Source organism: Actinoalloteichus hoggarensis, assembly GCF_002234535.1.
GTDB classification, from domain to species: domain Bacteria; phylum Actinomycetota; class Actinomycetes; order Mycobacteriales; family Pseudonocardiaceae; genus Actinoalloteichus_A; species Actinoalloteichus_A hoggarensis.
On sequence record NZ_CP022521.1, the window covers coordinates 4,233,549 to 4,255,317 of the forward strand.

A 21,769-nucleotide genomic window follows, 5' to 3' on the forward strand; every position below is an offset into this window, starting at 1 on the left:
GCAGCCCGCAGCCCGCAGCCCCGAGCATCACAGACCACGCGGGCGACCGACAGCCGCCTGCGGTTCGTCGGGTCGTCGACGAAGGTCGCCGTTCGGCGTCTGCCGTCATCCGATCGTCGGGACGATGCAGGCCGATCACCCGGTGCGGCGGCGTCCGGGCGTGCGCTGCACTGGACGGACTGTCCGTCCCCCGGTCGTCTCGACCGTGTGCCGAGAGGAAATCCCTTGTCGAAGTCCCGCCCTCCCCACGCCCGCCGACACGGTCGACTCGCGGCATCGACCGTCGCGCTGCTGCTCTGCGCCCCGCAGGCGAACGCGAACGCCATGGTCGGTCCGGGAGCCGTCGACGACCGCACCGCCATCGAGGCGGAGATGATCCGGATGGTCGAGGCGGGGGCACCAGGCGTCGCCGTCACCATCACCGAGGGAAGCCGATCCCGACAGGCCGCCGAGGGCGTCGCCGACCTCGTGACGAGCGCCCCGATGCCCGCCGAGGGAGCGTTTCGCGCCGCCAGCCTGACGAAGAGCATGGTCGCGGCCGCCGTGCTCCGGCTCGTGGACGACGGCAGGTTGTCGCTGGACGACACGCTCGATCGACTGGTTCCCGGTCTGGTGCCGGACGACGAGCTCATCACCGTCGAACACCTCGTCCGGCACACCTCCGGCCTCGCCGATTACACGGTCACCCTGGAAGAGGAGACCCCGGACGAGTACGGGAGCCGTACCTTCGCGCCCGTGGATCTCGTCGACATGGCCGTCGCGCTCGGCTCCGTCGCGCGGCCCGGCGCGGCCTTCCACTACTCCAACACCGGATACATCCTGTTGGGCATGATCGTCGAGTCGATCACCGATCGATCGCTGTCGGAGGTGCTGCACGACGAGATCGTCCGACCTTCCGGGATGACCGGCACGTCCCTGCCCGTCACCGATCCCGCGCTGCCACGGCCGCATCCCGCCGGCTACCTCGTGGTCGACGGGCAGCACCACGACGTCACCGACATCAACCCGTCGTTCGCCTGGGCCTCCTACGGCGTGGTGTCCACGGCCGAGGACCTCCAGCGGTTCTTCCGCGGCCTGCTGACCGGTGCGCTGCTCTCCCCGGAGCTGACGGCGCTGCTCCGTGAGACGGTGCCCACCGGCCACGAGCTGTGGCCCGGATACGGACTCGGTGTCGAAGAGATGACCACCACCTGTGGCACCCGGTTGTGGGGGCACACCGGCGCCATTCCCGGCTACACGACGATGTCCTTCGCCACGGAGGACGGCGAACGGCAGGTGACCGTACTGTTCAACCAGCAGGACGTGAGCCAGGAGGGTGCCCTGGTGAGCATCGGTTCGGCGAACATCGTCAACCTCGAGTTCTGTGGTGTGCCCTTCGTGGACCTGGTCACGCCGCCCGCGGGGTGAGCCGACCGAGACGATCCTCGCGGCGGCAGACGGCCGGGACACGCCCTCGCGAGTGCGCACCGCCCCGGCCGCACTCCCGCGAGCCCGATCGTCACCGCAGGTCAGGCTCGTCGCCGGACGACGGGACGTGGTCGACGTCGTCGAACCGGTCTCGCCTTCACTCCGATCGACGCAACGGCAGCATGGTGGGCACCGGGTCCCGGGTCAGGAAGTCGCGCACGATGCCCGTGCACACCGCGGGCTTCTCCGTCAGCAGGAGATGAGAGGTGCCGGGGACGACGGCCAGTTCCGACTCCGCGACACCCCGGTACAGGTCCAGGGTGTGCTCGAGGGTCACCAGGTCGTCGTCACCGGTCATCACCAGCGTCCGGCTGCGGACGCCGCCGAGGTCGGCCGTCGTGAGCATCGGGCCGGCCGCCGCGCAGTGCGCCATCTTCTCGGCCACCACGGGAAAGTGCTCGACACCGTCCGGTGACACGGCGCCGTAGGCGTCGATCACGTCCTGCGGCATCTCGCCGTCGCCGTCGAACGCCACGGCGAAACCGTCCCGGTGGAACACGCCGCTGACGAGCACCAGCCTGCGTACCAGGTCTGGCCGACGCAACGCGACCAGCAGGGCCACGGCTGCTCCGTCGCTGTAGCCGACGAGGTGCGCGGGACCGCCGACGACGGCCGACAGGAAGCCGATCATGTCGTCCGCCATCAGCTCCAGGGTGATGGGACCCGCGACGTCGGGGGTGTGTCCGTGTCCCCGACGTTCCGGACTCAGCACCCGGAGATCGTCGGCGAGGGCGTCGAGGTTGCCGTGGAAGTCCTGTGAGTCGCTGAACCCGCCGTGCAGCAGAGCCACCGGCTCACCGCCGCCCTGTTCGTCGTACCAGGTACGCACGGCGCCGATCTCGATGTACTCGGCCATGTCGTCGTCGTCCTCTCGTAGGGGTGGGCGACCGCCGCGCGACGCGGGGCGCACCGCGTGACGACGGCGCCGTCGTCGAACCGGTCGGCACGACCGAAGCAGCGGTCGGCGGTCGGCGCCGACCGGCCCGCGCGCATCCGGCGGGCGGTACGACACCTGCCGCCGCCGAAGGGGCCGGGACGGAAGGCCGTCGATCCGACGGCGCCATCCAACATCAGACCCCCGACAGACGACGCCGGGCAGGGCCGCGGCGCGCGTGACCTTTCGTCGTCGTAACCTGCGTGCGCCTCGGGGCGACGACCGGCGGACGGCTCCGCCCCCGGTCAGCCGGTGGGGTCGGGGCGGACGGCGCGACAGAAGGAGTCGGCCAACTCGGTCGCGACCCGCCCCCGGACGACGGGATCGCGACTCTCCACGGCTACGGCCTCGGTGAGCGCCTGCACGGCCACCGGCCCGACGAACAGCACGATCACCTGGCGCAGGCCCATCGTCGGGCGGATGCCGCCCGTGAGCCGGTGGCGCGCGAGCCAACGGGCGAGTGACAGGCTGAGGGAACGGACGCAGCCGGAGCGCACGAACCGAGCCAGCCCGCTGTCCGGTCGGGCGAGCGCCTCGGTGAGCAGAGCCCGGACCACCGGCATCCCCAGAACCGCGTCGACCATGGCGAGGTAGACGTGACGCGCCGACTCGCACAGGCCGCCAGGCGGGTCCTCGAGGGCACGGGAGATCCCGGTGACCGGGCTGTGGCGGGCGAAGGTCTCGGTGAGCACGGCGTCTCGACCGCCCACCTGGACGTGGATGGACTGGACACTGCACCGAGCCCGGGCCGCCACGTCGTCGAGCGTCACCGCGGCGACGCCTCGGTCGCTGATCAGCGCGGCGGCGGCGTCCACGACGCGGTCGGCCACCGGAGGCCGCAGCACCGAACGGGCGCCGAGTTCCAGCAGCACGGCGTCGAGTTCGCGTCTGCTGCCGATCCGTCGTAACAACGTCGACCGCGACACTCCGAGGAGCGCGGCGAGCTCCGTCAGCCCGAGGGAGGACAGCGGGCCCGCCCGCGTCGCGTCGGCGCGACGCAGCAGCTCCACCGCGGTGCTCACGAGCCTGCTCATGACGCGAGAGTAGGAGAACGGGATCACGAAAGTCGGCGAATGGAGCAACCGGATGCGGCGGACGGCCCAGAAGCAGTCCTGTCTCGTGTGCACGGCGGACGGGGCGACGGTCGAAGGGCCGCGGTGACCGATCACCGCGCTGCGCGTCGCCTCCGGACCCGCCAGACTGCGCTGCACAGGCGGCCCGCCGCAGCGATGACGAGCGCATCCGAGAGTCCAGGAGGAATCGTGAGCAGACCGACTCTGGTGACCGGCGGAACCGGCACGCTGGGACGTGCCGTGGTGCGGCGGCTGCGGTCCCGAGGTCACGCGGTGCGGGTGCTCAGCAGGCGACCGCGGCCACCGGGCGAGCCCGGCCCCGATCGGGTGATCGGCGATCTCACGACCGGCGAGGGCGTCGACGCGGCGGTGGCCGACGTCGGCACGGTCGTCCACTGCGCGACCACCAACGGCCGAGGCGACGTGCGGGCGGCCCGTCTGTTGACCGAGGCCGTGCGGGACGCGGAGCACCCGCCGCATCTGGTCTACGTCTCGATCGTCGGCATCGAGGCGGTGCCGCTGTCCTACTACCGGATCAAACTCTCCTGCGAGGGCATCGTGGCGGGCGCGGGCGTGCCGTGGACGATCCAGCGGGCGACACAGTTTCACGATCTGGTGGCGCGGCCGGCCGTCGCGCAGCGGCGGTCGCCGATCGTCCTCGCGCCCGCGGACGTCGACTGCCAGCCGATCGACGTGCGGGACGTCGCGCGCAGGCTCGTCGAACTCGTCGAGACCGGACCCGCGGGCCGGGCTCCCCAGCTGGGCGGCCCGGAGGTGATCGCGCTGGCCGACCTCACACGGCGGACGCTGGCCGCCGAGGGCAGGCGTTCCCGAGTGCTGTCCGTGCCGCTGCCCGGCGCGATCGGCCGTGCCCTTCGCTCGGGAGGACTGCTGACCCGCGACCACGCCGTCGGCGAGATCACCTTCGACCAGTACCTCGCGGAGCGCACGAACGCGACGCACGAACGCCGACACTGACGACGGTGCGGCCGGTGACGACGATCGGCCCGCCGCCCGAGGCGGCCACCGGTCGGGCGACGACGCGGCGCCGGGCGGCGGGCGACCACACCGGCGCCGACGAAGCCGAACCAGGCCGCCGAGCATGCGCGACGTCCGGCTTGGCGGCGTCGCCGCGCCGCTGTCGGCCCGGTGTCGACGCACGAGGAGTCGGGGCCGGGGTCGCGTCGGGGTGCTGCGGGGCGGGAGAAGCGAGTGCGATGCCATGCCGTCGATCCTGTACGGGAACGATCACCGTCGGTAGTGTCATGTGTCATGACTTCGCCATGACGACTGTCACCGATCTCGTCGGACTCAGCGGGCCGGTCGCCGAGAGAGACGCCGAGCCAGGTTGTGGCTGGGTCGTTCCACGAATCGATAGCACAGTTCCACGGCCACGGCGGTCGCGGCGACGCCCGCCAGCAGCGTCAGCCACAGCGGCGTCACGTTCACCAGGCCGCGCAGCACCGGGAACGCGACCACGGCGTGCATCAGGTAGAGCGAGAAGCTGCGTTCGGACAGCCAGGTCCACAGCGCCCGCTGCCGCAGCCGATTCTCCATCCCGATCCCGATCAGCATGATCAGCAGCCCGAAGGCCAGCGGCGCGGGCCGCAGCACGAAGTCGTCGGCCAGGTCGAGGTGCGAGGACCAGACGTACAGGCCCCAGCAGACCGCGAGGAAGAGTCCGGCCAGCCAGCCGTGGATCTTCTTGTTCCATCCCGCCCAGATGGCCTGCCCCATGACCGGGATCAGCAGGTAGGGCAGCTCGGAGGCCACCACGCCGAGGGTGCCGCCGAAGTGGTTGCCGAGCAGGATGAGGACGAGCAGGATCTCGATCTCGACAGCGAGCGCGATCCAGATCCACCGCCGCAGTAACGGAAGCATCGCCGCGAGGAGCAGGCAGAACAACAGCTCCACCGCCAGCGTCCACCCCACGCCGACGAAGGCACCGAGCGGTCGCTGAAAGAAGTTGATCAGCGTGATGTTGGTGAGGATGTTGCCCAGCGTCACGTCGGGTTCGCTGCGCAGGATCAGCGGGTGCAGGCCCACCGCCACGGCTCCCGCACCGATCAGCACCGCGACGATGAGGGGCGGATAGAGCCGCATGAGGCGGTTCATGGTGAAGCGGCCGGTGCCCATCTTCAACGCGATCGGTGTGATCACGAAGCCGCTCACCAGGAAGAACAACGGCACGGCCGCCGCGCCGATCCCCTCCTCGCCCAGGTGCAGCGGCGGACCGATGAAGTAGTTGAACGCGGAGGTGAACCACGTCGGACCGATCTCCTCCTGAATGAACAGGATGTCGACGTGCCCGTAGAACACCCAGAGGGCGGCGATGGCGCGGATGATGTCGATGAAGACGATGCGCCGGGGCCTGCGAGGGGCCTCAGGCGGCGTCTCCTGCTGGGCCGCCGGGGACTCCGGGGGCTCCGGCGGCTCGCGGACAGCCTTGAGCCGCACCGTCTCGTCGGCGGGCTCGGACGGCGGCGGGCGGTCCGCCGGGCTCGGGGGCGGTGGCGGTCCCGTGGTCCGCGTGGCTCCCTGCGGTGCGGGTGCCTGTGGTGCGGGTGCCTGCGGTGTCGGTGGCGGAGCGCTCGCGGAGGGCCTCGGGGCACCGTGGATCTCCTGGGTCTCGTCGAGCTGGACGGTCTGCTCCGCAGGCCCCGGCGGCGACGACGGACGGCCCGTCCTCGTCGAGGGCCGCCCCGGAGCCTGTTCTCGTGACTCGCCGGTCGGGCGAGGATCGTGGGAGCGGGCGGACGCCCCGTCGCCCCGCCGCGGCGGTCCGGACACCCGCCCGGCAGCGCCTGGTTCGGCGGCGATTCGGGACGCCTCCGGGGCTCGGGACGCCTCCGGGGCTCGAGACGCGGCGGAGTCCGACGACGCACCGGTCCGCCCGGCAGGACCGGGCGAGGGCCGAGGCGGAGAGCCGTGATCCGACCAGGTGGGCGGCACCGCGCCCGGCCTCGACGGCGCCTCCGGCGGCGGGGAGGGAGTCGACGCACGAGGGTCGAACACCTGCCCGGAGGTCGGCGTCCGAGCACCGCCGTGGGAGGCGGCGCGGTTCTCCGGACGGCCGTCCGGCCGGAACCGCTCGCCGCGGCCGGGCCGGTCGCCGTCCGGGACGTCCTCCGTCGGCCACGACGCATCGTCGATCTTCTGGACATGCCCGAACCGACGTGCCCCTGGCGGCCGGTGAGTGCCGTCGGGCGGTTCGTGCGGCCGATCCGCGTCGTGCGTCGCGGCTCGTCGACGGTCCGGAGGCGCTGCTGCGGCCCGTTCCCGCAGTTCTGCCGCGGTGTCACGTCCTGACGGCGGTCGCGGCCGGGCGGGCGGCGTCCCCCCGCTGCCCCGGCGGTCCGACGGGCCGGCCGGTCGGCCGTCGCCGCGGTCCGTGCCCGGGTCCGCCGCGGGCGGCCGTGCCCGCCGGCGCCCCGATCCGCTGCCGGGCGACGGCTTCGGCCGCACCGTCTCGCCCGGCGGCGCGCCGCCCGGTTCGACGAACGCGGTGGGTCGCGCCGATCGTGCGGCCCGCTCGCCGTGTTCGTCCGGCGGCGGGAACTCCGGCGGCGGGAACTCCGGCGGCGGGAACTCCGGTGCCGCGACGACGTTCGGCGGCATGAACTCGCGCGGTGCGGCCGATTCGCCGGGGGGAGTGAACTCGCCGGGCGGAACGAATCCGCGCGCGACGGGCCACCCTGTTGAACGTGGTCCGTCCGACGAGACGACCGATGCCTCGGACGTGCCCACAGCGTCCGGTTCGGGCACCTCGGGGCGGTCACGGCGGGCCGCCTGCCTGCGTGCCGACCCCGGCAGGGGCCTGTCAGCCATCTCAGCCATCTCAGTCTTCTCGGCGGTTGGGCCTGCGCGAACGGCCGTCACGGTAGCCCATTCGATCCGGTGCGGTCCCCGTGATCCGCGACGTCGTCCGGCCCGCCGGGCGCGGCGAGCACGCCCGTCGCAGGCGGTGTCGACGCTCGATCACAACTCCAGGTAGGCACGGCCCGTGTGGTCGGCGGGGTGGCCGTGGGAGGTCAGGAAGTAGTTGGGGCCGCGTCGCCGTACCTCCTCCGGCGCCGGGAACTCCCCCGGTTGGTCCGCCCGGACGAAGAAGGCGTTCACGCCCGCCAGCTCGCAGTGCACGAGGCGATATCCCTTGCGCGCGGCGAGTGTCACGAGTGCCCCGAGCGAGGCGCCGAAGTAGTCGGTGCCGTCCCACGCCGGCGCGTCACGCGGCTGCACGAGGGCCCGGGCGGGATCGAGCCCGGAGTTGTACTCGATCACCACGACGCGCGGCCGGTAGGCCGACAGCGCCTCCCACACCCAGTAGTCCCCGCCGTCGATGTCGATCGACACGACGTCGGGTTCGGCGGGCACCTCGCTCTCGCGGAACAGCGTCTCGACGCGGTCCGGGGTGACCATGGCGTGCAGCGTCCGCACCCGGTCGCTCCAGCGGTACTTGTGATGCAGGTGATGGTGGTGCGCGCCGTCGGCCTCCATGAACAGGCCGTGCCAGCCGACGACGTCGGCGAGCGCGACGCAGTTCCCCTCCCGGCCGGTCTCCACTCCGAACTCGACGAAGAATCCGTCGGTGACGCCGATGCGACGCAGGATCTCCAGAAGGACGCCGTCCTCACCGTTCTGCGAGAACAACTGGAACTCGTGCTCGCTCAGGTCCGCCGAGCCGTCGACGGCACCGGGCACGCGGTCGAGCTCGCGCAGCCGTCTGCGGTACTCCGGCAGTGCGGCGTAGACCTGCGAGCGCCGAGCAAGATCGAACTCGGTGGACATCGAGCGAAGATAGCAGCAAGTCGGGTACCGGGTACCGAAGACGAAGGAACACCGCCTCGCCCGATCGGCGCAGCCGAGCCGCGCTGGACGGGGCTGCCGGCCTGCCCCCGAACGGCGGACGCGGCGGTTCCGCCGAGACGGCAGATCGCCGCGGCGAGTCGAGCCTGCCCGCGTCGTCGGCGGCTACGCTCGGCCGCCGTGACCGAGCCGCCGTTCCTCAGCGCCACCCGTACCGCCTACGACGCCGTCGCGGTCGACTACGCCGAACTGCTCACGCCGGAGCTGCGGGAGAAGCCGCTGGACCGGGCGATGCTCGCCGCGTTCGCCGAACTGGTGCGCGCCGCGGGGCTCGGTCCGATCGCCGATGTGGGCTGCGGGCCGGGCCGGGTGACCGCGCACCTCGACGCGCTGGACGTGTCCGTGTTCGGCATCGACCTGTCTCCCGGCATGGTCGAGGTGGCCAGGAAGCGGAATCCGGGGCTGCGTTTCGAGGTGGGCTCGATGACGAGTCTGGACCTGCCGGACGGCGAGCTGGGCGGCGTCCTGGCCTGGTACTCGATCATTCACGTCCCTCCGGAGCTGCTGCCGACGGTGTTCGCCGAGTTCCATCGCGTGTCGGCTCCCGGCGGGCACCTGCTGCTCGCCTTCCAGACGGGCGACGAGCGGCGGCACATCGAGCAGGCCTATGGACACACGCTGTCCTACGACGCCTATCGGCTGCCGCCGGAGCACATCGCGTCGCTGCTGACCGAGGCCGGATTCGTGGTCACCGCCCGGCTGATCCGGGAGCCGGACCTTCGATGGGATCGCGTCCCGCAGGCGTACGTACTGGCAACGAAGCCGACGGCGATCGATGAGAAGGGGCTCCCCGCGCTCACAGCCGGTCGAGCAGCCAGCTCGCGAGGTCCTCGGTGATCGTGCAGTGTCGGGTGTTCGAGTCCGCGAAGGCGAAGTCGTCGAACGCGCTCGTGTAGACCGAGAGGCCGGAGACGTCGACGAAGAGATCGCCCGCGCCGTCGACCTCGCCGAAGCCCAGGGCGCTGAGCGTGGGCACGAACGCGACCTCGCCGTGGTGGACCTGGGCGGCGCCGCGCTCCTGGAGGGCCGCGCCGAGGAGTGCGAAGACCTCCAGCGTCCCGCCGGGGGCGCCGTCGATCTCGGGGAGGTCCTCCGCGAACACCTCGCGGGGCGTGTCGATGGCCGACTGTAATGTCGCCACCACGGCGTCCGGCGTGTCCGACTGCGTGTAGAGGTTCGTGCCCGCGAAGGCCGGTCCGGCGACGCTCAGGGCGAGCGCGCCGGGCGGGACGCCGTTGCCGGTGCCGTCGCCCGTGCCGTTGGCGACGGCGAGCCTACGAGGCCGCATCGGCCAGCCGCCGACCCGATCCAACTCGGCGAACAGCCGTGTTCGAAGGGCGTCCACCCCGGGCACGCCGTCCACCGACGCGATGTGTCGCCACAGCAGTTGTCTGCCGCCCGGGCTGTTCAGCTGCGCGGCGAGGGACGGGCTGCCGTAGTGCGCGAAGGCCTGGACGGCGATCGGCACGGAGGCGCCCCCGTGCGGACCGTCGTAGGAGAGGTAGACACCCGTCTGGTGATCCCGCCGGTCGGTCTCCAGCTTCGCGAGCGCGTAGCGAGCGACGACGGCTCCCACCCCGAAGCCGCCGACGACCAGGCGCTCCCGGCCTCGACGCTCGGCGATGGCCCGTCCGATCGCGGCGACGACCGTCCGCGCGTTCTGGCCGACGGTGGCGCTGCGCTCGTCGAAGCCGATGAGGATCAGGTCGTGACCCTGGCCGCGTAACGCCTCGGCGAGGGCGAAGCCTCGGCGGTCCATGCCGTCCCAGAAGGTGTCGAGGTCGCTCGGGCCGGAGTCGAATCCGTCGGCGAGCAGCACCGGGCGCAGCAGGCTCGCGTTGCCCTCACCCCGGTATACCCAGGCCATGCCGCCGAACAGCGGCCAGGTCTCGTCCGGCTCTCTGGCCGTGAACACCTCGCTGCTCGGCGACCACGTGCGCAGGCCGATCGCCCGGAGTGCGCGTTCGTCACTGGCCTGCTGGTCGATCATCGATCTCCTCGCCTGTCACCGGAACGCTTCGGCGCTCGGTCGGCCCGGCACTCGATCAGTCGGACCGCAGACGCCATCATTGCTCGCTGTACACATCGAGTCGATCACTCGATGTGATGATCGCCGTCCCCGACTCGTCGACGTGGCTCCTCGGGCGGATGTCGGACGAGGACTCGCGGACCGGGACGACGCGGGCGGGACCGCGACTCGAGATCGCGGGACCACTCGTCGCGACCGGCGGACCGGGGCGAATACCCCCGTTCTGGTCTATACCACCGCGGAGTCCCCTGGACACACTGACCCGGGCACTGACGACGATGACGATGGCGGTGGATCACGATCATGCGAGACGACGACCCGACCCGACGCCGGTTCCTGACAGCGATGGGCATCACCGGGACCACGGCGATGCTGGCCGCCGCGACGGGCGCCTCGGCGATCGCCGCGACACCGGCGGGCGGCGTCCGATCGGCGGGGGCGCCCGGCGGCGTCGTCGACCCGTCCGCCGCCGCGAGCGCCGGACAGGCGGAGCCGGTCTATCTCGGCAGCTTCGGCTGGACCGATCCGCCCGGTCGCGGCCTCGACGTCGCGAGCCGCGACGCCGGCGGTCGGCTCACGCTCGTCGGCCCGGTGTCGGACGTGCCGGACGCCTCCGCGCTGGCCTTCTCGGCCGATCGCCGATTCCTCTACACGGTCAACGAACTCGTCCCGACCGGTCGGGTCACCGCGTTGAGCCTGGCCGATCCGTTCGCGCCGACGATCGTCGGCACCGAGTCCACCCTGGGCGGCGGACCCACGCATCTGAGCGTGCATCCCGGCGGGCGTCTCCTGCTCACGGCCAATTACACGACGGGCTCCGTCGTGGTGCATCCGTTGGCCGAGGACGGCTCGATCGGCCCGGCCACCGATCTGGTGCAGCACGTCGGCGCCGAGCGCGATCCTCACGCGCATCAGATCCTCGTCGACCCCACCGGCGAGCACGTGATCGCCGTGGACCTCGGTGCGGACTCCGTGTACGTGTACTCGCTGGACCTCCAGGCGGGCACGCTCGCCGAGGTGGCACGGCTCGTCCTTCCCCCGGGCAGCGGCCCGCGGCACCTCGCCTTCCATCCCGACGGCCGACACGCCTACGTCCTCGCCGAGCTGGCCTCCACGATCACCGTCTGCGCCTGGGACGCGACCGCCGGTCGCCTCACCGAGGGACCGACGATCAGCAGCCGCGCCGCCGACGCGACCGGGGACAACTTCCCCGCCGAGATCGCCGTGTCCGCCGACGGCCGCTTCCTCTACGCCTCCAACCGCGGAGACGACGACATCGCGGTCTTCGGGGTGGCCGAGGACGGCGCGTCGCTGCGGCTGCTCGAGACCGTCGCCACGGGAGGCGCCTGGCCCCGACACTTCACCCTGGACCCCGCCGAGCAGGGCCTCTACGTCGCGAACCAGAACTCCGGTTCGATCACCCGGCTGGCGCGCGACGCGACGACCGGGCTGCTGTCCCCCGCCGAGATCGTCGCCGAGGTGCCGGGCGTCTGCGTGGTGGCCTTCCTGGACTGAGCCCGAACAGCGCCCCGCCGCCCCGGACGCCCGCTCGGACGCCGGTTCCGGCCCGATCAGGTGGAGACGTCGGGTCGACCGATCCGACGTCGTCCGGGAGCGGCCGAGTCGCATGAATCCGGGTCAGCTCGGACGCACGGCCACCGCGTCGATCTCGACGAGGATGCCCGCCAGTGTGCTGCCCACCGTGGTCCGCACCGGGTGGGGCGCGGTGAAGCGCCTGCCGTAGACGGCGTCGTACTCGGCGAAGTCGCGGTCCAGGTGTTGCAGGTGAACGGTCGTCTTCACGACGTCGGACAGGCCGAGGCCGACGGCGGCCAGGGCCCGCTCGACGTTGTCGATCACCTTCTCGGTCTGTGCCGCCACCCCGTCGGGGATCGTCCCCGTCTCCGGGTCCTGCGGCCCGAAGCCCGCGGTGAAGACGAGGGTGCCGGTATCGATCACATGGCTGTACGCCCCGGCGGGGGCGGGCAGCTCGGGGCTGGTGACGGCTCTCCAGGTCATGGTGTCGCTCCGTTCGCTCGACGATCGCCCACCGTCGTACTCGCCGACGGCCGGCCCAGTCTCGCCGACCGCCGGGCGGATTCATCCTCCGGAGTGGACGCGAGAAGCGGTCGTGGTCGCCCCGACGACATTCGGCCCCGGCTGACCGTGCTGTTCCCTCCGAGCGATCGCCCGAGTCGGACGCCGTAGTGGTCCGACGCCGGCGGGGCCGGCAGCGGCGGGCCGACACCGACCGAGTCCGAGCCGACGGGTCAGGCACCGATCGGACACGACGGCCGAAACACCCCCGACGGCGGCGGCACGATCCGAGGATGCGATCCTGCCGCGCCGAATCAGACCTCCGCGCACCAACCTCAGCGCCCGGACCTCACCCGCGCCATGCACCCACGCCGCCGCGCCCGCTCACGGCGGCTCCGGGATGTATCGCGCCGGTGTCTGGACCCCCAGCCTGTCCGCCAGCCAGCCGTCCAGCGCCACGGCGTCGGCCGGGTCCTCGTCGGTGAGTCGGTACGTCTCCAGACGGGCGCCCAGCGCCTCGACGAGCGCCGCCGTCCAGGGTGACACGCCGCTGGGCACGCTCAGCAGCGTCGCCGCCCGGATGGACTGGGCATGGCTGACGGGGTCGAACACCCCGAAGGTCCGGGTGACGAGCGGCTCGTCCTGCGGGCGGAGCCGCAGCAGGTCGTTCAGCTCCTCCAACGGATACTCGCCGGTGGCGTGCCTGCGGACAGGCGCGTCGTGCAGCAGCGGACCGGTGACGCGCACGGCGGCGAAGACGGGCCTGCGGGCGGCGGTGGTCAACGCCAGGTCGTCGCCGGTGATCCCGATCCGGTCCGGATCTACCTCCGGCCGGGCGCAGAGCAGCTCCACCGCCCGCAGACAGTCGGCGATGATCGCGCGATAGACGAACGTGGTCGGGTCCTCGATGCCGAGGGTGAACAGGCCCGGATACCGGGCGCGGAAGGGGCTGTCGGCTCGACGCTGCCCCCGATGCATCGGAGTGAGCACCACGTAGCGCAGCCGGTCGTCGTAGCGGGGTGTGTGGCCGACACTGCCGTGACGCGGCAGTTCCACCAGTCCGGGGAAGGCCCCGCGCCCGTCGGCACGCTGAGATGACCGAAGAGTCGATGTGAGTCCAGGCCGCTGAACCGGATCTCGTACCCGGCGAAGTGCTCGGTGGTCCTCGCCGGGACGGGGTCGATCACGGGTCGCGCGGGGAAGCCCGCCAGGTCGTCGTCCAGGTCCGTCCAGAAGGTGTCGAACTCGCTCACGAGTCTGCTCCGTCCCAGTCCTTCGGGTCTGTCGGCTTGCGATGTCCGTCGAGGAACGTCTCCACTGGCGATCGCCGGCCGCGGTTCCGCGTCGTGTCCCCGGTGCGGGCGGGTGTGCGGCTGTCTGCCGACGCCGCGCGCCGCAGACCGCGAAACCGGTCGCGGGCGGGCAGACGTCGTCCTCCAGCCCCAGGTGCACCGGCGAGGGGCGCCCGCACGGCGGGGTGAAGTTCATCCCGTCGTAGTAGGCGACCGTCTCGGTGACCGCGTCCGTGAGCTCCGGGTGGGCCCGCGGAGCTCGGTGATCTCCTCGTAGAGGTAGGAATGCGTCAGTGGGGTCGACTCCATGATCCCGCGGAGACAGGGGGCGCCCGCCGCGAAGGCGTCGACGATCGCGGGCGGCGGCGCGGCGGCGATGACGCGCAGGCAACGCCCTGACCTGGACCCTCACCCGCCGACGCGGGCCGCGTCGAGGTGCGGGAGCGCGGCGAGGTGTAGGAGCGCGGCGACCACGTCCAGTTCACGCACCACGTCGACGTAGCAGCCCCGGTAGGCGCAGGTGAACCGGTCGGTGATGTCGGCGGACGGCAGGCTTGGACAGCCGGCGTCGACCAGGTCGTTCGACCACGGCCTGCCGCGCGGGGCCAGGCCGGCGATGCGAGAGCCGCTTTCGAGCCGAGAACCACGCTCATGCCGCCACCATGGGGAAGAACGTCGGGTGCGAGAGAACCGGAAACGGTTCGTCGACCCTACGCCGCCGGCATGCGTGGCGAGAAGGGTTCGACGGCGGGCGGCGGTGAGGCGAGGCCTGTTCGACCGCGTGTCGGTCGCGCCTACGGGATTCACTTCGACGCCTCGGCCGTGAGATGATCACGCGCCCGCGCGCGGAGGGCGCATCGTCGCGCCAGATACCTCACGGCGCGAGATGTGAACATGATCGCACGGTGTCACGCGAGGACGACGCTGCGTGAATCTCCTGTTAGTTTCGTCGATCATGACCGACCAGCCGTACTCGTCGCGCGATCCGATCGACGGGCTCCGCCGTTCTCTGACGAACACGGTCGGCGACCTGACGCGCATGCAGGAGGCGATCGACGCACAGCTCACCGAAGTACGGACCAGGACCGAGGAACTGCGGACGCGACGGTTCGAGGCCTCCGCCGATTCTCGTCGCGCACACGCGGTCGTCGACGGCGAGGGTTTCCTTCAGGAGCTGCGCATCGACCCGGGTTCCCTACGGTCTTCGCATCCCGGGCAACTGGGCGGCGAGATCGTGCAAGCGGTGAGCCGCACCCGCGCTGCCGCATCGGAAGAGAACCGTAAGACCTTCCAGGGGCTGATGCCCGCCATGTTTCCCGCCGGAGGAGTGTCCTGATGGCCGCGAGCGCAGATATCCGCGCGCTGGTCGCCGAGATCGAGGCGGCCACGGCCGCTGCGGCGGCCCGAGCCGCCGAGCGTGCGAACACGTCCATTCCGAACCCCTCGGCACCGACCTCGGCACCGTGACCGTCGGCGGCCAGGGCGATCTCCGCTCCGTGGAGTTGAACACCCGATCACTGCGATACACGAATGAAGCCGCACTGGCGGACGCGGTGAAGACAGCGATACAACGCGCCGAGCGACGCGCTCGGGAGGGAATCGAGAAAACCGATGATCGACTTTCACGTAGTACCTGAGGCACTACGCGCCAACGTCAGGGAACTTCACGAAGTCGCCGAGGCATGGGCAGCGGCGAAGAGCACGCTCGCGCATCAACACCTGGCGACCGACGATCTGGGCTACTTGGGAGAACAAGAAGACGTCGTCTCAATGTACAACGACGCGCTCGACACCATCCTCGATCGACTGCAAAGCGGCTTCGAGTCCCTGAACAATGCCGTCGACACACTCAAGGACATAGCAGACGAATACGAGAGTCGGGACGCCGACTACTTCGCAGAATTCGGCTATATAAACAGCCGACTGGACAGCGAGGGGGAAACACGTTGAGCTTGAACGAGATCGAACTACCCGGATACGCAAGACCAGTTGGAGCCGACGAGGGCGACTTCCCTTACCGGTCCGCCGCAGTCGTGAACAACTGGGCACATCTTGCTGGCAACATGGCGGTGCCAGTCCTTCTCGATCAGATCCGCCGATGCCTGGGAAACCCGGGCAGGGTCATGGACACCGCCGGGCAATGGAGCCCCGAAGCATCCAGTCTCATTCAGGACGCGAATGAAGGGATTCTGTCCGCCAAAACCGAGCTCAACGCTTATTGGAGCGGCCGGGCCGCAGAATCCTTCAACACCTATATCGACCACATCAGCGACACGATCGACAGCACCCAGGGGATTATGCGCAATATGGCCGCACTCATGGGCGATCTACGCACCACGGTCGATGAAACATACTGCAAGGGCCTGGAATTCATCAAGACCTGCGCGACGGGAGTCCTCGATGCCGCCGGCTCAGCCGCCCAGAACTGGTACACCCTATGGGGGGCGGTCTGCGGCGCGATATTGGAAGCACTCTCCGCATTCGCCGCCGCAACCATCGAGTTGCTGCAAGAGGCGATCAGAACGATGGGCGAATATGCGCTCACCGGACGCGCTCTCGGCGAGGAGGCCTCCCAACTCCACACCCCGGATCCCCTTCCACCCAATGCGACACAGCCAGGAAACTGGCAAGTGAATCCGGCATAGGCGCGGCAGAGTGAGATTGACAGGATGCGCGCGCACGAAATGAAGACGCTGACAACACTCTCCATCGCAACGGTGGCGCTACTGACAACTTCGTGCGCCAGCACTTCCCAAGACCATGAAGATTATCAGAGCAGACTTCCTGATTCCTGTTTCGATAACGTGGAGGATGCACTCGAAGAGTTCTCAGGAGAACTCTACGACCAGGTTCGATACGATACCGACAATGAAGGAAACGGCGATCCAGGGGACCATTCCATCGGCTTGATGAACTGCTACGTCATCTTTTTTCCTGACGATCTACGTGAAGCGGAAGGACCCGTCCTCCGGCACGCGAGGTTCTCCTACGATCTCATCACAGAGGACCTGCGCCTTGGCGCTCCCGAAAAGGCAGCGAGCGAAAGGTACCAGAGGAAGCTGGATGCAGTTCCGCCTGGTGTGACGGCCGTCCCTACGTCGGGTGTGGGAGACGAGTCGCACTCCTGGTATCAGGAGCAGCCTGCCAGCGGAGCTCACGCCGTTTCCCGTCGACACAATCTCACCCTTGAGGTCATCGTCTCCGGGAACGATCGGAATGCGGACGGCACAGAGGCGCCGATGCCGGGCACGGAGGCTGAGCAGATGGCGCGAATGCTGGCCGCCGCCGTCATCTCAAGCCTGTAAGCGGGCTCGACGCACTCGGTGGGGCAAGAACGGACATCGACACTCCGCCGACCCGACCTACGCCCAGAACAGTCTCGAGATCGGACAGCGAGCGGCGCTACTTCGAATTCCGGACCCTATTCCGACATCGGCCATCGAAGCAGGAAACTGGAAGGTGATCCCGACGTGAAGAAGTCAGTGCCGACTCTCGTCGTCCTCGTTCTCCTCGTCACCGGCTGCTCCGGCGACGGCGACCTCGCGGGGCTCAGTCTGCATTCGACCACTCCGACACCCTGCTTCGCAGGCGTTGAGAAGGCGTTGGCTCAGGTCGCGGACGAGCTGTTCGAGCAACGACGATCGGACGGCGATCTCGGGCCGATCGACCTGCCGGATGGCGGGAGCGAAGCACACTGTTCGGTCCGTTTCACCAGCGAGGCGCTGGGGACGCCGGGGACTCCCTGGAAGCGGAGCATCTCGGTGCGGTACTCGCTGGCCTCCCCCGCGATCGCCCCGTCGGATGCGGTGGGGCGGGCGCGCGACTCGTACCTGCGGCAGCTCGACACCGCACCGGAATCGGCGCGGCTTCGCCCGATCTCAGCGGGGGACGAGGGGGCGTCGTGGCACCAGGACGGGACGTTCGCGGGCGGGCATGCCGCGTTCGTCGACCGCAATCTCGCCGTGAAGGTCCATGTGGAGGGTGGCGACAGCACGGACGAGGGTGACAGCGGCGTAGGGCCGATGTCGCCGGAGGACGCGCAGGACGACGCGATACGGATCGCCGAGTCGGTGGCCGAGAGTCTTCTCGAGACACGTCCGCGCTGACGGACGCACTTGCGCCGAGGTCGCGCAGACCGGCCGTCGGCGTCGTCGACGGCCGCCTCGGTCGATCGGCGATGGAATCCACAGCCCGTCTCCGGCCTCGACCTGCCTCGCCGTCCGTTCCGTCAGTTCCGCCAGATCCGCCGATGCCGTCGTCCGAGGCGGCGCGGCGCGGCGGAGGATGAGAGCGGCGGTCCGGCCGGAGCGGTCGATCGACACGCTGGAAACCCTGCCGTGCCCGGCACTCGGGAGTCGCAGCCGGCGCACGGTGTCGACGCGATCGACGGCGACCGGCCGTGTCGACGCACTCAGGCGTCGGGTCATTCCGCCAGGAGTTCGGCCACCAGTCCGCGCACCCAGTCCGGCGGCGGCGGCTCGGCGGAGAAGAGGATGCGGTAGACCGTCGGGGCGACGACGCGATCGAGCACCGTGTCGACCGGCGGCACCGGCTCGCCTCTGGCCTCGGCACGCGCCAGGATGTGGTTGATCTGCTGCCGGTTGAACTCGGAGCAGCGGAACGAGTTGCCCTGCTCGCGGCGGGCGGCGAGCACGTCGCGCAGGTAGTCCTGTCCCGGCGGTGAGGCCGTCTCCTCCAGGTACTGCTCGGCCCAGGTCATCAGGTCGGTGCGCAGTGTTCCGGTGTCGTCGGGCAGGGCGTCCGGTCGGAGGCGTTCGACGGCGACGTCGGACAGGAGCTGGTGCAGATCGCCCCAACGACGGTAGATCGTCGAGCTGGTCACGCCCGCCTGTGCGGCGATCATCGGCACGGTGAGTTCCTCGCGGCCGCGCAGGGCGAGCAGTTCCCGCACGGCGTCGTGCACGGAACGCTGCACCCTGGCGCTGCGTCCGCCCGGCCTGCTGCCCTCTCGCGTACTCATCGCCCCAGATTAACGCACAATGTTTGCGTTAAGCCGGGGCGATGGCCTAGCGTCCACTAAAGCACAATCTTTGCTTTAGCTGGGAGCCCGATGACCACCGCCCTCGACCACCCGACCCCGCGCCGCGTGCTGCCGTCCGGCGGCGCGACCGCGCTCCAGGCCACGATCCTGATCACGTTCCTGGCCGCGTCCAGCGCGCCCAGCCCCGTCTACGACCTCTACCGCGTGCACTGGGACCTCGCGGCGAGCACCCTCACCATCGTCTTCGCCGTGTACGCCCTGAGCCTGCTCGCCGCGCTGCTCGTGGCGGGCCGGGTCTCCGATCACCTCGGCAGGCGGCCCACCGTGTGGATCTCGCTCGGGCTGGTGTCGGCGTCGATGGTGGTCTTCCTCATCGCGGACGCGCCGGGCTGGCTGATCGTCGCCCGTGTCGTCCAGGGCCTGGCCACCGGCATCGCCACCGCCGCGCTGACCGCGGGCGTGCTCGACACCACGCGGACCAGGGGCGGGGTGGTCAACAGCGTCGCTCCGATCATCGGGATGGCATTCGGCGCGCTCGGGTCGAGCCTGCTGGTGCAGGCGGCGCCCGCCCCGATGCGGCTGGTCTTCCTCGTGCTGCTGATCCTGTTCGTCCTTCAGGCGGTCGCCCTGATCTGGCTTCCGGAGACCTCGCTACGCCGGCCGGGAGCGCTGCGTTCGCTGCGGCCCCGAATCCGGCTGCCCGCCGCGACCCGGCCGGTGCTGCCCGTCGTCGTCCCGATCTCGATCGCGGCGTGGGCGCTGGGCGGCTTCCACCTCTCGCTCGGACCGTCGCTCGCCCAGACCGTGACGGGCTCCGACTCGGCGTTACCGGGCGGGCTGCTGGTCTTCGCGCTCACCGCCGCGGGCGCGGGCTCGGTGCTGCTGCTCGCCTCGATCTCCCCGCACCGCGCCGTGGTCGTCGGCGCCGCCGCGTTGGCCGTCGGCGTCCTGCTCACCCTGCTCTCGGTGTACGGCGGGCAGTCTTGGCTGTTCTACCTCGCCTCGATCACGGCCGGAGTCGGCTTCGGCACGGGTTTCCAGGGTGCGCTGCGGATGCTCGTCCCGCTCGCGTCGCCGCAGGAGCGGACGGGGCTGATGTCGACGTTCTACATCGTCTGCTACCTCGGCAACTCCGTTCCCACGATCCTCGCCGGCGTCCTCGCCGACTCCCAGGGCGTCGTCACCGCCGCCGCCGTGCACGGCGCGGCGCTGATCGGGCTCGCGGCGCTCACGCTGATGGGCGCGCTGCGGACTCGCGCCTGACCGCTCGACACCCCTTGCCGATCCCGCCGTGCGCCGTCGTCGGCGCCGCCCGCTCGACCGGGCGGCCGCCGCGGCACGGCGGGCCCGCGTCCACCGAAGGACCGAACCCGTCGCCCGGCCCGCCTCGCCGAGCGGCGACCGTGAAGGAGAGATCGATCCTCGATGACTCACCCGTACACGACCGACGACGTCGCGCGTCTGGCCCGCGGCGTCGGACTGGAGATGCCGCCGGAACGGCTGCCGTCGGTGACCGCGACGCTCAACGCGATCCGGCTCTCGCTGGCGCCGCTCGACGCCCTCGACGCCCAGCTGGACGACACCGTGCCCGCGACGACCTTCGACCTCGGGAGCACCCGGCGATGACCCAGCCCTACGAGCTGTCCCTCACCGAGGCCGCCCAGGCGATCGCCGCGGGCATCCTGTCGCCGACCGATCTCGTCGAGTCCGTGGCGCGCAGACTCCACGACGTCGAGGAACGAGTCACCGCGTATGCGACGGTGACGACGACGACGGCACTCGCCCAGGCCGCCCAGGCGTCTTCGGAGATCGCCGCTTCGGGCCCGCGTGGCCCGTTACACGGCATCCCGATGGGCATCAAGGACCTGATCGACGTCGCGGGCGTGCCCACCTCGGCGGGTTCTCAGGTCCGCGCGGGCCGCGTCCCCGCCGTCGACGCCTCGGTGACGACGTCGTTACGTCGGGCGGGCGGCGTGCTGCTCGGCAAGACGCACACCCATGAGTTCGCCTTCGGCGTGACCACTCCGCGGACCCGTAATCCCTGGGCGTTCGATCGGGTGGCCGGTGGGTCCAGCGGCGGCTCCGCCGTCGCGGTGGCCGCGGGGTCGGCGACGGCGGCGCTCGGCACCGACACCGGCGGCTCCATCCGGATTCCGGCCGCTCTGTGCGGCGTCGTGGGTCTGAAGCCGACCTTCGGGCTGGTGTCCACCCACGGGGTGACCCCGCTGGCCTGGTCGATGGACCACGTCGGACCCATCACCCGCACCGTCGCCGACGCCGCCGCGATGCTGGACGCCGTGGCCGGGCACGATCCCCGTGATCCGGCGAGCCTGGCCGTCGCGGCGGAGAACCGGCGTCGGCTGTCGGGACACGAGCTGACCGGGCTGCGCGTCGGCGTGCCCCGTGACTTCTTCTTCGATCACGTGGACGTCGAGGTCGAGCACGCGGTGCGGGCCGCCGTCGCGACGCTCGCCGAGCTGGGCGCCACGCTGGTGGAGGTCGCGATCCCGATGGGCGAGTACCTGCGTGCCGTCCATTCCGGCCTGCTCTTCACCGAGGCCGCCGCCTACCACCGGCATCTGCTGCGCACCCGCGCCGAGCACTACGGCGACGACGTGCGCACCGTGCTGGAGGCGGGCGAGCTGCTCTCGGCCACCGACCATCTGCGGGCGCAGCGGGCCAGACGGCTCCTCCGGCAGCGGTGGGCGTCGCTGTTCGAGTCGGTGGACGTCCTGGCCGCGCCGACCGTCCCGGTCACGGCCGTGGAGACCGGCCGGTCGGAGCTGCGCTGGGCCGACGGGACCCGCGAGTCGGTGACCGACGCCTACGTCCGGCTCGCCGCTCCCGCGAACCTGACCGGCGGCCCCGCGTTGAGCGTGCCCGTCGGCTTCGACGCCGCAGGCCTGCCGATCGGGATGCAGCTCATCGGACGGCCGCTCGACGAGGCGACGCTCGTTCAGGTCGGCGGCGCCTACGAGTACGCCAGGGGGAAGGCCGGACTGCCGGCGCCGTGCTGAGCCGGGTCGCGCAGGCCCGGTGCGGATCACCGACCAGGCGCGGCCCGGTGAC

Annotated in this window: 22 protein-coding genes and 1 pseudogene; 13 read left to right on the forward strand and 10 right to left on the reverse strand. The window is 70.9% G+C overall.

Translation table 11 applies throughout. The features are described 5' to 3' along the window. The first annotated feature begins 225 nt into the window (after nucleotides 1-225). On the forward strand, nucleotides 226-1,407 hold the full coding sequence (locus AHOG_RS18040) for a serine hydrolase domain-containing protein (protein WP_093942407.1): 1,182 nt from the start codon (nucleotides 226-228) through the stop codon (nucleotides 1,405-1,407). A gap of 157 nt (nucleotides 1,408-1,564) precedes the next feature. Here the strand turns inward: AHOG_RS18040 and AHOG_RS18045 are convergent, their stop codons facing one another. Both AHOG_RS18045 and AHOG_RS18050 read right to left on the reverse strand, forming a co-directional pair. Further along, nucleotides 1,565-2,323: an alpha/beta fold hydrolase gene (locus tag AHOG_RS18045; protein WP_093942408.1), complete on the reverse strand. Its 759-nt coding sequence runs from the start codon at nucleotides 2,321-2,323 to the stop codon at nucleotides 1,565-1,567. Nucleotides 2,324-2,646: 323 nt separating this feature from the next. Continuing rightward, nucleotides 2,647-3,435: a TetR family transcriptional regulator gene (locus tag AHOG_RS18050; RefSeq protein ID WP_157736898.1), complete on the reverse strand. Its 789-nt coding sequence runs from the start codon at nucleotides 3,433-3,435 to the stop codon at nucleotides 2,647-2,649. Between the two features lie 228 nt (nucleotides 3,436-3,663). Between AHOG_RS18050 and AHOG_RS18055 the strand changes: the two genes are divergently transcribed. Further along, nucleotides 3,664-4,452, forward strand: coding sequence for an SDR family oxidoreductase (locus AHOG_RS18055; RefSeq protein WP_211290439.1), 789 nt, complete (start codon nucleotides 3,664-3,666; stop codon nucleotides 4,450-4,452). A 333-nt stretch (nucleotides 4,453-4,785) separates the two neighbouring features. Here AHOG_RS18055 and AHOG_RS28720 read toward each other — a convergent pair whose 3' ends face one another. Next, on the reverse strand, nucleotides 4,786-5,931 hold the full coding sequence (locus tag AHOG_RS28720) for an acyltransferase family protein (protein ID WP_157736899.1): 1,146 nt from the start codon (nucleotides 5,929-5,931) through the stop codon (nucleotides 4,786-4,788). Nucleotides 5,932-7,452: 1,521 nt separating this feature from the next. Beyond that, nucleotides 7,453-8,262: a hypothetical protein gene (locus tag AHOG_RS30030; protein ID WP_245856296.1), complete on the reverse strand. Its 810-nt coding sequence runs from the start codon at nucleotides 8,260-8,262 to the stop codon at nucleotides 7,453-7,455. 198 nt (nucleotides 8,263-8,460) lie between these two features. Between AHOG_RS30030 and AHOG_RS30035 the strand changes: the two genes are divergently transcribed. Beyond that, complete coding sequence (locus tag AHOG_RS30035) at nucleotides 8,461-9,177, forward strand: class I SAM-dependent DNA methyltransferase (RefSeq protein WP_245856297.1); 717 nt, start codon at nucleotides 8,461-8,463, stop codon at nucleotides 9,175-9,177. Here AHOG_RS30035 and AHOG_RS18075 read toward each other — a convergent pair. Then, a complete protein-coding gene (locus AHOG_RS18075; RefSeq protein ID WP_211290440.1) occupies nucleotides 9,137-10,330 on the reverse strand; it encodes a hypothetical protein in 1,194 nt (397 codons plus the stop codon). The genes AHOG_RS30035 and AHOG_RS18075 overlap by 41 nt on opposite strands. A gap of 342 nt (nucleotides 10,331-10,672) precedes the next feature. Between AHOG_RS18075 and AHOG_RS18080 the strand changes: the two genes are divergently transcribed. Further along, on the forward strand, nucleotides 10,673-11,884 hold the full coding sequence (locus tag AHOG_RS18080) for a lactonase family protein (protein ID WP_245856298.1): 1,212 nt from the start codon (nucleotides 10,673-10,675) through the stop codon (nucleotides 11,882-11,884). Between the two features lie 123 nt (nucleotides 11,885-12,007). Here the strand turns inward: AHOG_RS18080 and AHOG_RS18085 are convergent, their stop codons facing one another. From AHOG_RS18085 to AHOG_RS18095, 4 genes and pseudogenes are all read right to left on the reverse strand, one after another. Continuing rightward, nucleotides 12,008-12,388 carry a RidA family protein gene (locus AHOG_RS18085; RefSeq protein WP_093942412.1) on the reverse strand — a complete coding sequence of 127 codons (381 nt, stop codon included), beginning with the start codon at nucleotides 12,386-12,388 and terminating at the stop codon, nucleotides 12,008-12,010. 402 nt (nucleotides 12,389-12,790) lie between these two features. Next, complete coding sequence (locus AHOG_RS30040) at nucleotides 12,791-13,462, reverse strand: acetylxylan esterase (RefSeq protein ID WP_245856299.1); 672 nt, start codon at nucleotides 13,460-13,462, stop codon at nucleotides 12,791-12,793. A gap of 354 nt (nucleotides 13,463-13,816) precedes the next feature. After that, nucleotides 13,817-14,110, reverse strand: a pseudogene (locus AHOG_RS30565) (acetylxylan esterase); the annotation flags it as partial. Further along, nucleotides 14,107-14,505: a hypothetical protein gene (locus AHOG_RS18095; RefSeq protein ID WP_093942414.1), complete on the reverse strand. Its 399-nt coding sequence runs from the start codon at nucleotides 14,503-14,505 to the stop codon at nucleotides 14,107-14,109. The gene AHOG_RS18095 and the pseudogene AHOG_RS30565, both read right to left, overlap by 4 nt. 148 nt (nucleotides 14,506-14,653) lie before the next feature. On the opposite strand from AHOG_RS18095, the gene AHOG_RS18100 reads away from it, so the two are divergent. The 6 genes from AHOG_RS18100 to AHOG_RS18120 all read left to right on the forward strand — a co-directional run bounded on the left by AHOG_RS18100 (nucleotide 14,654) and on the right by AHOG_RS18120 (nucleotide 17,804). Beyond that, on the forward strand, nucleotides 14,654-15,034 hold the full coding sequence (locus AHOG_RS18100) for a YbaB/EbfC family nucleoid-associated protein (protein WP_093942415.1): 381 nt from the start codon (nucleotides 14,654-14,656) through the stop codon (nucleotides 15,032-15,034). Beyond that, nucleotides 15,034-15,165, forward strand: a complete 132-nt coding sequence (locus AHOG_RS30275) for a hypothetical protein (protein ID WP_260404071.1) — start codon at nucleotides 15,034-15,036, stop codon at nucleotides 15,163-15,165. The genes AHOG_RS18100 and AHOG_RS30275 overlap by 1 nt, the downstream gene beginning before the upstream one ends. 144 nt (nucleotides 15,166-15,309) lie before the next feature. Continuing rightward, nucleotides 15,310-15,648, forward strand: a complete 339-nt coding sequence (locus tag AHOG_RS18105; RefSeq protein ID WP_093942416.1) for a hypothetical protein — start codon at nucleotides 15,310-15,312, stop codon at nucleotides 15,646-15,648. 83 nt (nucleotides 15,649-15,731) lie between these two features. Beyond that, on the forward strand, nucleotides 15,732-16,343 hold the full coding sequence (locus AHOG_RS18110; RefSeq protein ID WP_157736901.1) for a WXG100 family type VII secretion target: 612 nt from the start codon (nucleotides 15,732-15,734) through the stop codon (nucleotides 16,341-16,343). A 24-nt stretch (nucleotides 16,344-16,367) separates the two neighbouring features. After that, complete coding sequence (locus tag AHOG_RS28725) at nucleotides 16,368-17,003, forward strand: hypothetical protein (RefSeq protein ID WP_157736902.1); 636 nt, start codon at nucleotides 16,368-16,370, stop codon at nucleotides 17,001-17,003. A gap of 165 nt (nucleotides 17,004-17,168) precedes the next feature. Beyond that, the gene (locus AHOG_RS18120; protein WP_093942419.1) at nucleotides 17,169-17,804 is read left to right on the forward strand and encodes a hypothetical protein; all 636 of its coding nucleotides are present in this window, start codon (nucleotides 17,169-17,171) and stop codon (nucleotides 17,802-17,804) included. 317 nt (nucleotides 17,805-18,121) lie between these two features. On the opposite strand, the gene AHOG_RS18125 is transcribed toward AHOG_RS18120, so the two are convergent. Beyond that, complete coding sequence (locus tag AHOG_RS18125) at nucleotides 18,122-18,679, reverse strand: TetR/AcrR family transcriptional regulator (RefSeq protein ID WP_093942420.1); 558 nt, start codon at nucleotides 18,677-18,679, stop codon at nucleotides 18,122-18,124. A 90-nt stretch (nucleotides 18,680-18,769) separates the two neighbouring features. Here AHOG_RS18125 and AHOG_RS18130 point away from each other — a divergent pair, with 90 nt between their 5' ends. The 3 genes from AHOG_RS18130 (at nucleotide 18,770) to AHOG_RS18140 (ending at nucleotide 21,717) form a co-directional block, all read left to right on the forward strand. Further along, the gene (locus tag AHOG_RS18130; RefSeq protein ID WP_093942421.1) at nucleotides 18,770-19,963 is read left to right on the forward strand and encodes an MFS transporter; all 1,194 of its coding nucleotides are present in this window, start codon (nucleotides 18,770-18,772) and stop codon (nucleotides 19,961-19,963) included. Between the two features lie 162 nt (nucleotides 19,964-20,125). Continuing rightward, entirely contained in the window at nucleotides 20,126-20,326 is a 201-nt protein-coding gene (locus AHOG_RS18135) for a hypothetical protein (protein ID WP_093942422.1), read from the forward strand. Continuing rightward, entirely contained in the window at nucleotides 20,323-21,717 is a 1,395-nt protein-coding gene (locus AHOG_RS18140; RefSeq protein WP_093942423.1) for an amidase, read from the forward strand. Before AHOG_RS18135 ends, AHOG_RS18140 begins: the two co-directional genes overlap by 4 nt. Nucleotides 21,718-21,769: the final 52 nt, after the last annotated feature.

What these genes read in the sequence shown, in the direction of transcription:
- AHOG_RS18045 (WP_093942408.1), bottom strand. Translation starts at nt 2,323, where the DNA reads ATGGCCGAGTACATCGAGATCGGCGCCGTGCGTACCTGGTACGACGAA.
- AHOG_RS18050 (WP_157736898.1), bottom strand. Translation starts at nt 3,435, where the DNA reads ATGAGCAGGCTCGTGAGCACCGCGGTGGAGCTGCTGCGTCGCGCCGAC.
- AHOG_RS30030 (WP_245856296.1), bottom strand. Translation starts at nt 8,262, where the DNA reads ATGTCCACCGAGTTCGATCTTGCTCGGCGCTCGCAGGTCTACGCCGCA.
- AHOG_RS18075 (WP_211290440.1), bottom strand. Translation starts at nt 10,330, where the DNA reads ATGATCGACCAGCAGGCCAGTGACGAACGCGCACTCCGGGCGATCGGC.
- AHOG_RS18080 (WP_245856298.1), top strand. Translation starts at nt 10,673, where the DNA reads ATGCGAGACGACGACCCGACCCGACGCCGGTTCCTGACAGCGATGGGC.
- AHOG_RS18085 (WP_093942412.1), bottom strand. Translation starts at nt 12,388, where the DNA reads ATGACCTGGAGAGCCGTCACCAGCCCCGAGCTGCCCGCCCCCGCCGGG.
- AHOG_RS18100 (WP_093942415.1), top strand. Translation starts at nt 14,654, where the DNA reads ATGACCGACCAGCCGTACTCGTCGCGCGATCCGATCGACGGGCTCCGC.
- AHOG_RS30275 (WP_260404071.1), top strand. Translation starts at nt 15,034, where the DNA reads ATGGCCGCGAGCGCAGATATCCGCGCGCTGGTCGCCGAGATCGAGGCG.
- AHOG_RS18105 (WP_093942416.1), top strand. Translation starts at nt 15,310, where the DNA reads ATGATCGACTTTCACGTAGTACCTGAGGCACTACGCGCCAACGTCAGG.
- AHOG_RS28725 (WP_157736902.1), top strand. Translation starts at nt 16,368, where the DNA reads ATGCGCGCGCACGAAATGAAGACGCTGACAACACTCTCCATCGCAACG.
- AHOG_RS18125 (WP_093942420.1), bottom strand. Translation starts at nt 18,679, where the DNA reads ATGAGTACGCGAGAGGGCAGCAGGCCGGGCGGACGCAGCGCCAGGGTG.
- AHOG_RS18130 (WP_093942421.1), top strand. Translation starts at nt 18,770, where the DNA reads ATGACCACCGCCCTCGACCACCCGACCCCGCGCCGCGTGCTGCCGTCC.
- AHOG_RS18135 (WP_093942422.1), top strand. Translation starts at nt 20,126, where the DNA reads ATGACTCACCCGTACACGACCGACGACGTCGCGCGTCTGGCCCGCGGC.
- AHOG_RS18140 (WP_093942423.1), top strand. Translation starts at nt 20,323, where the DNA reads ATGACCCAGCCCTACGAGCTGTCCCTCACCGAGGCCGCCCAGGCGATC.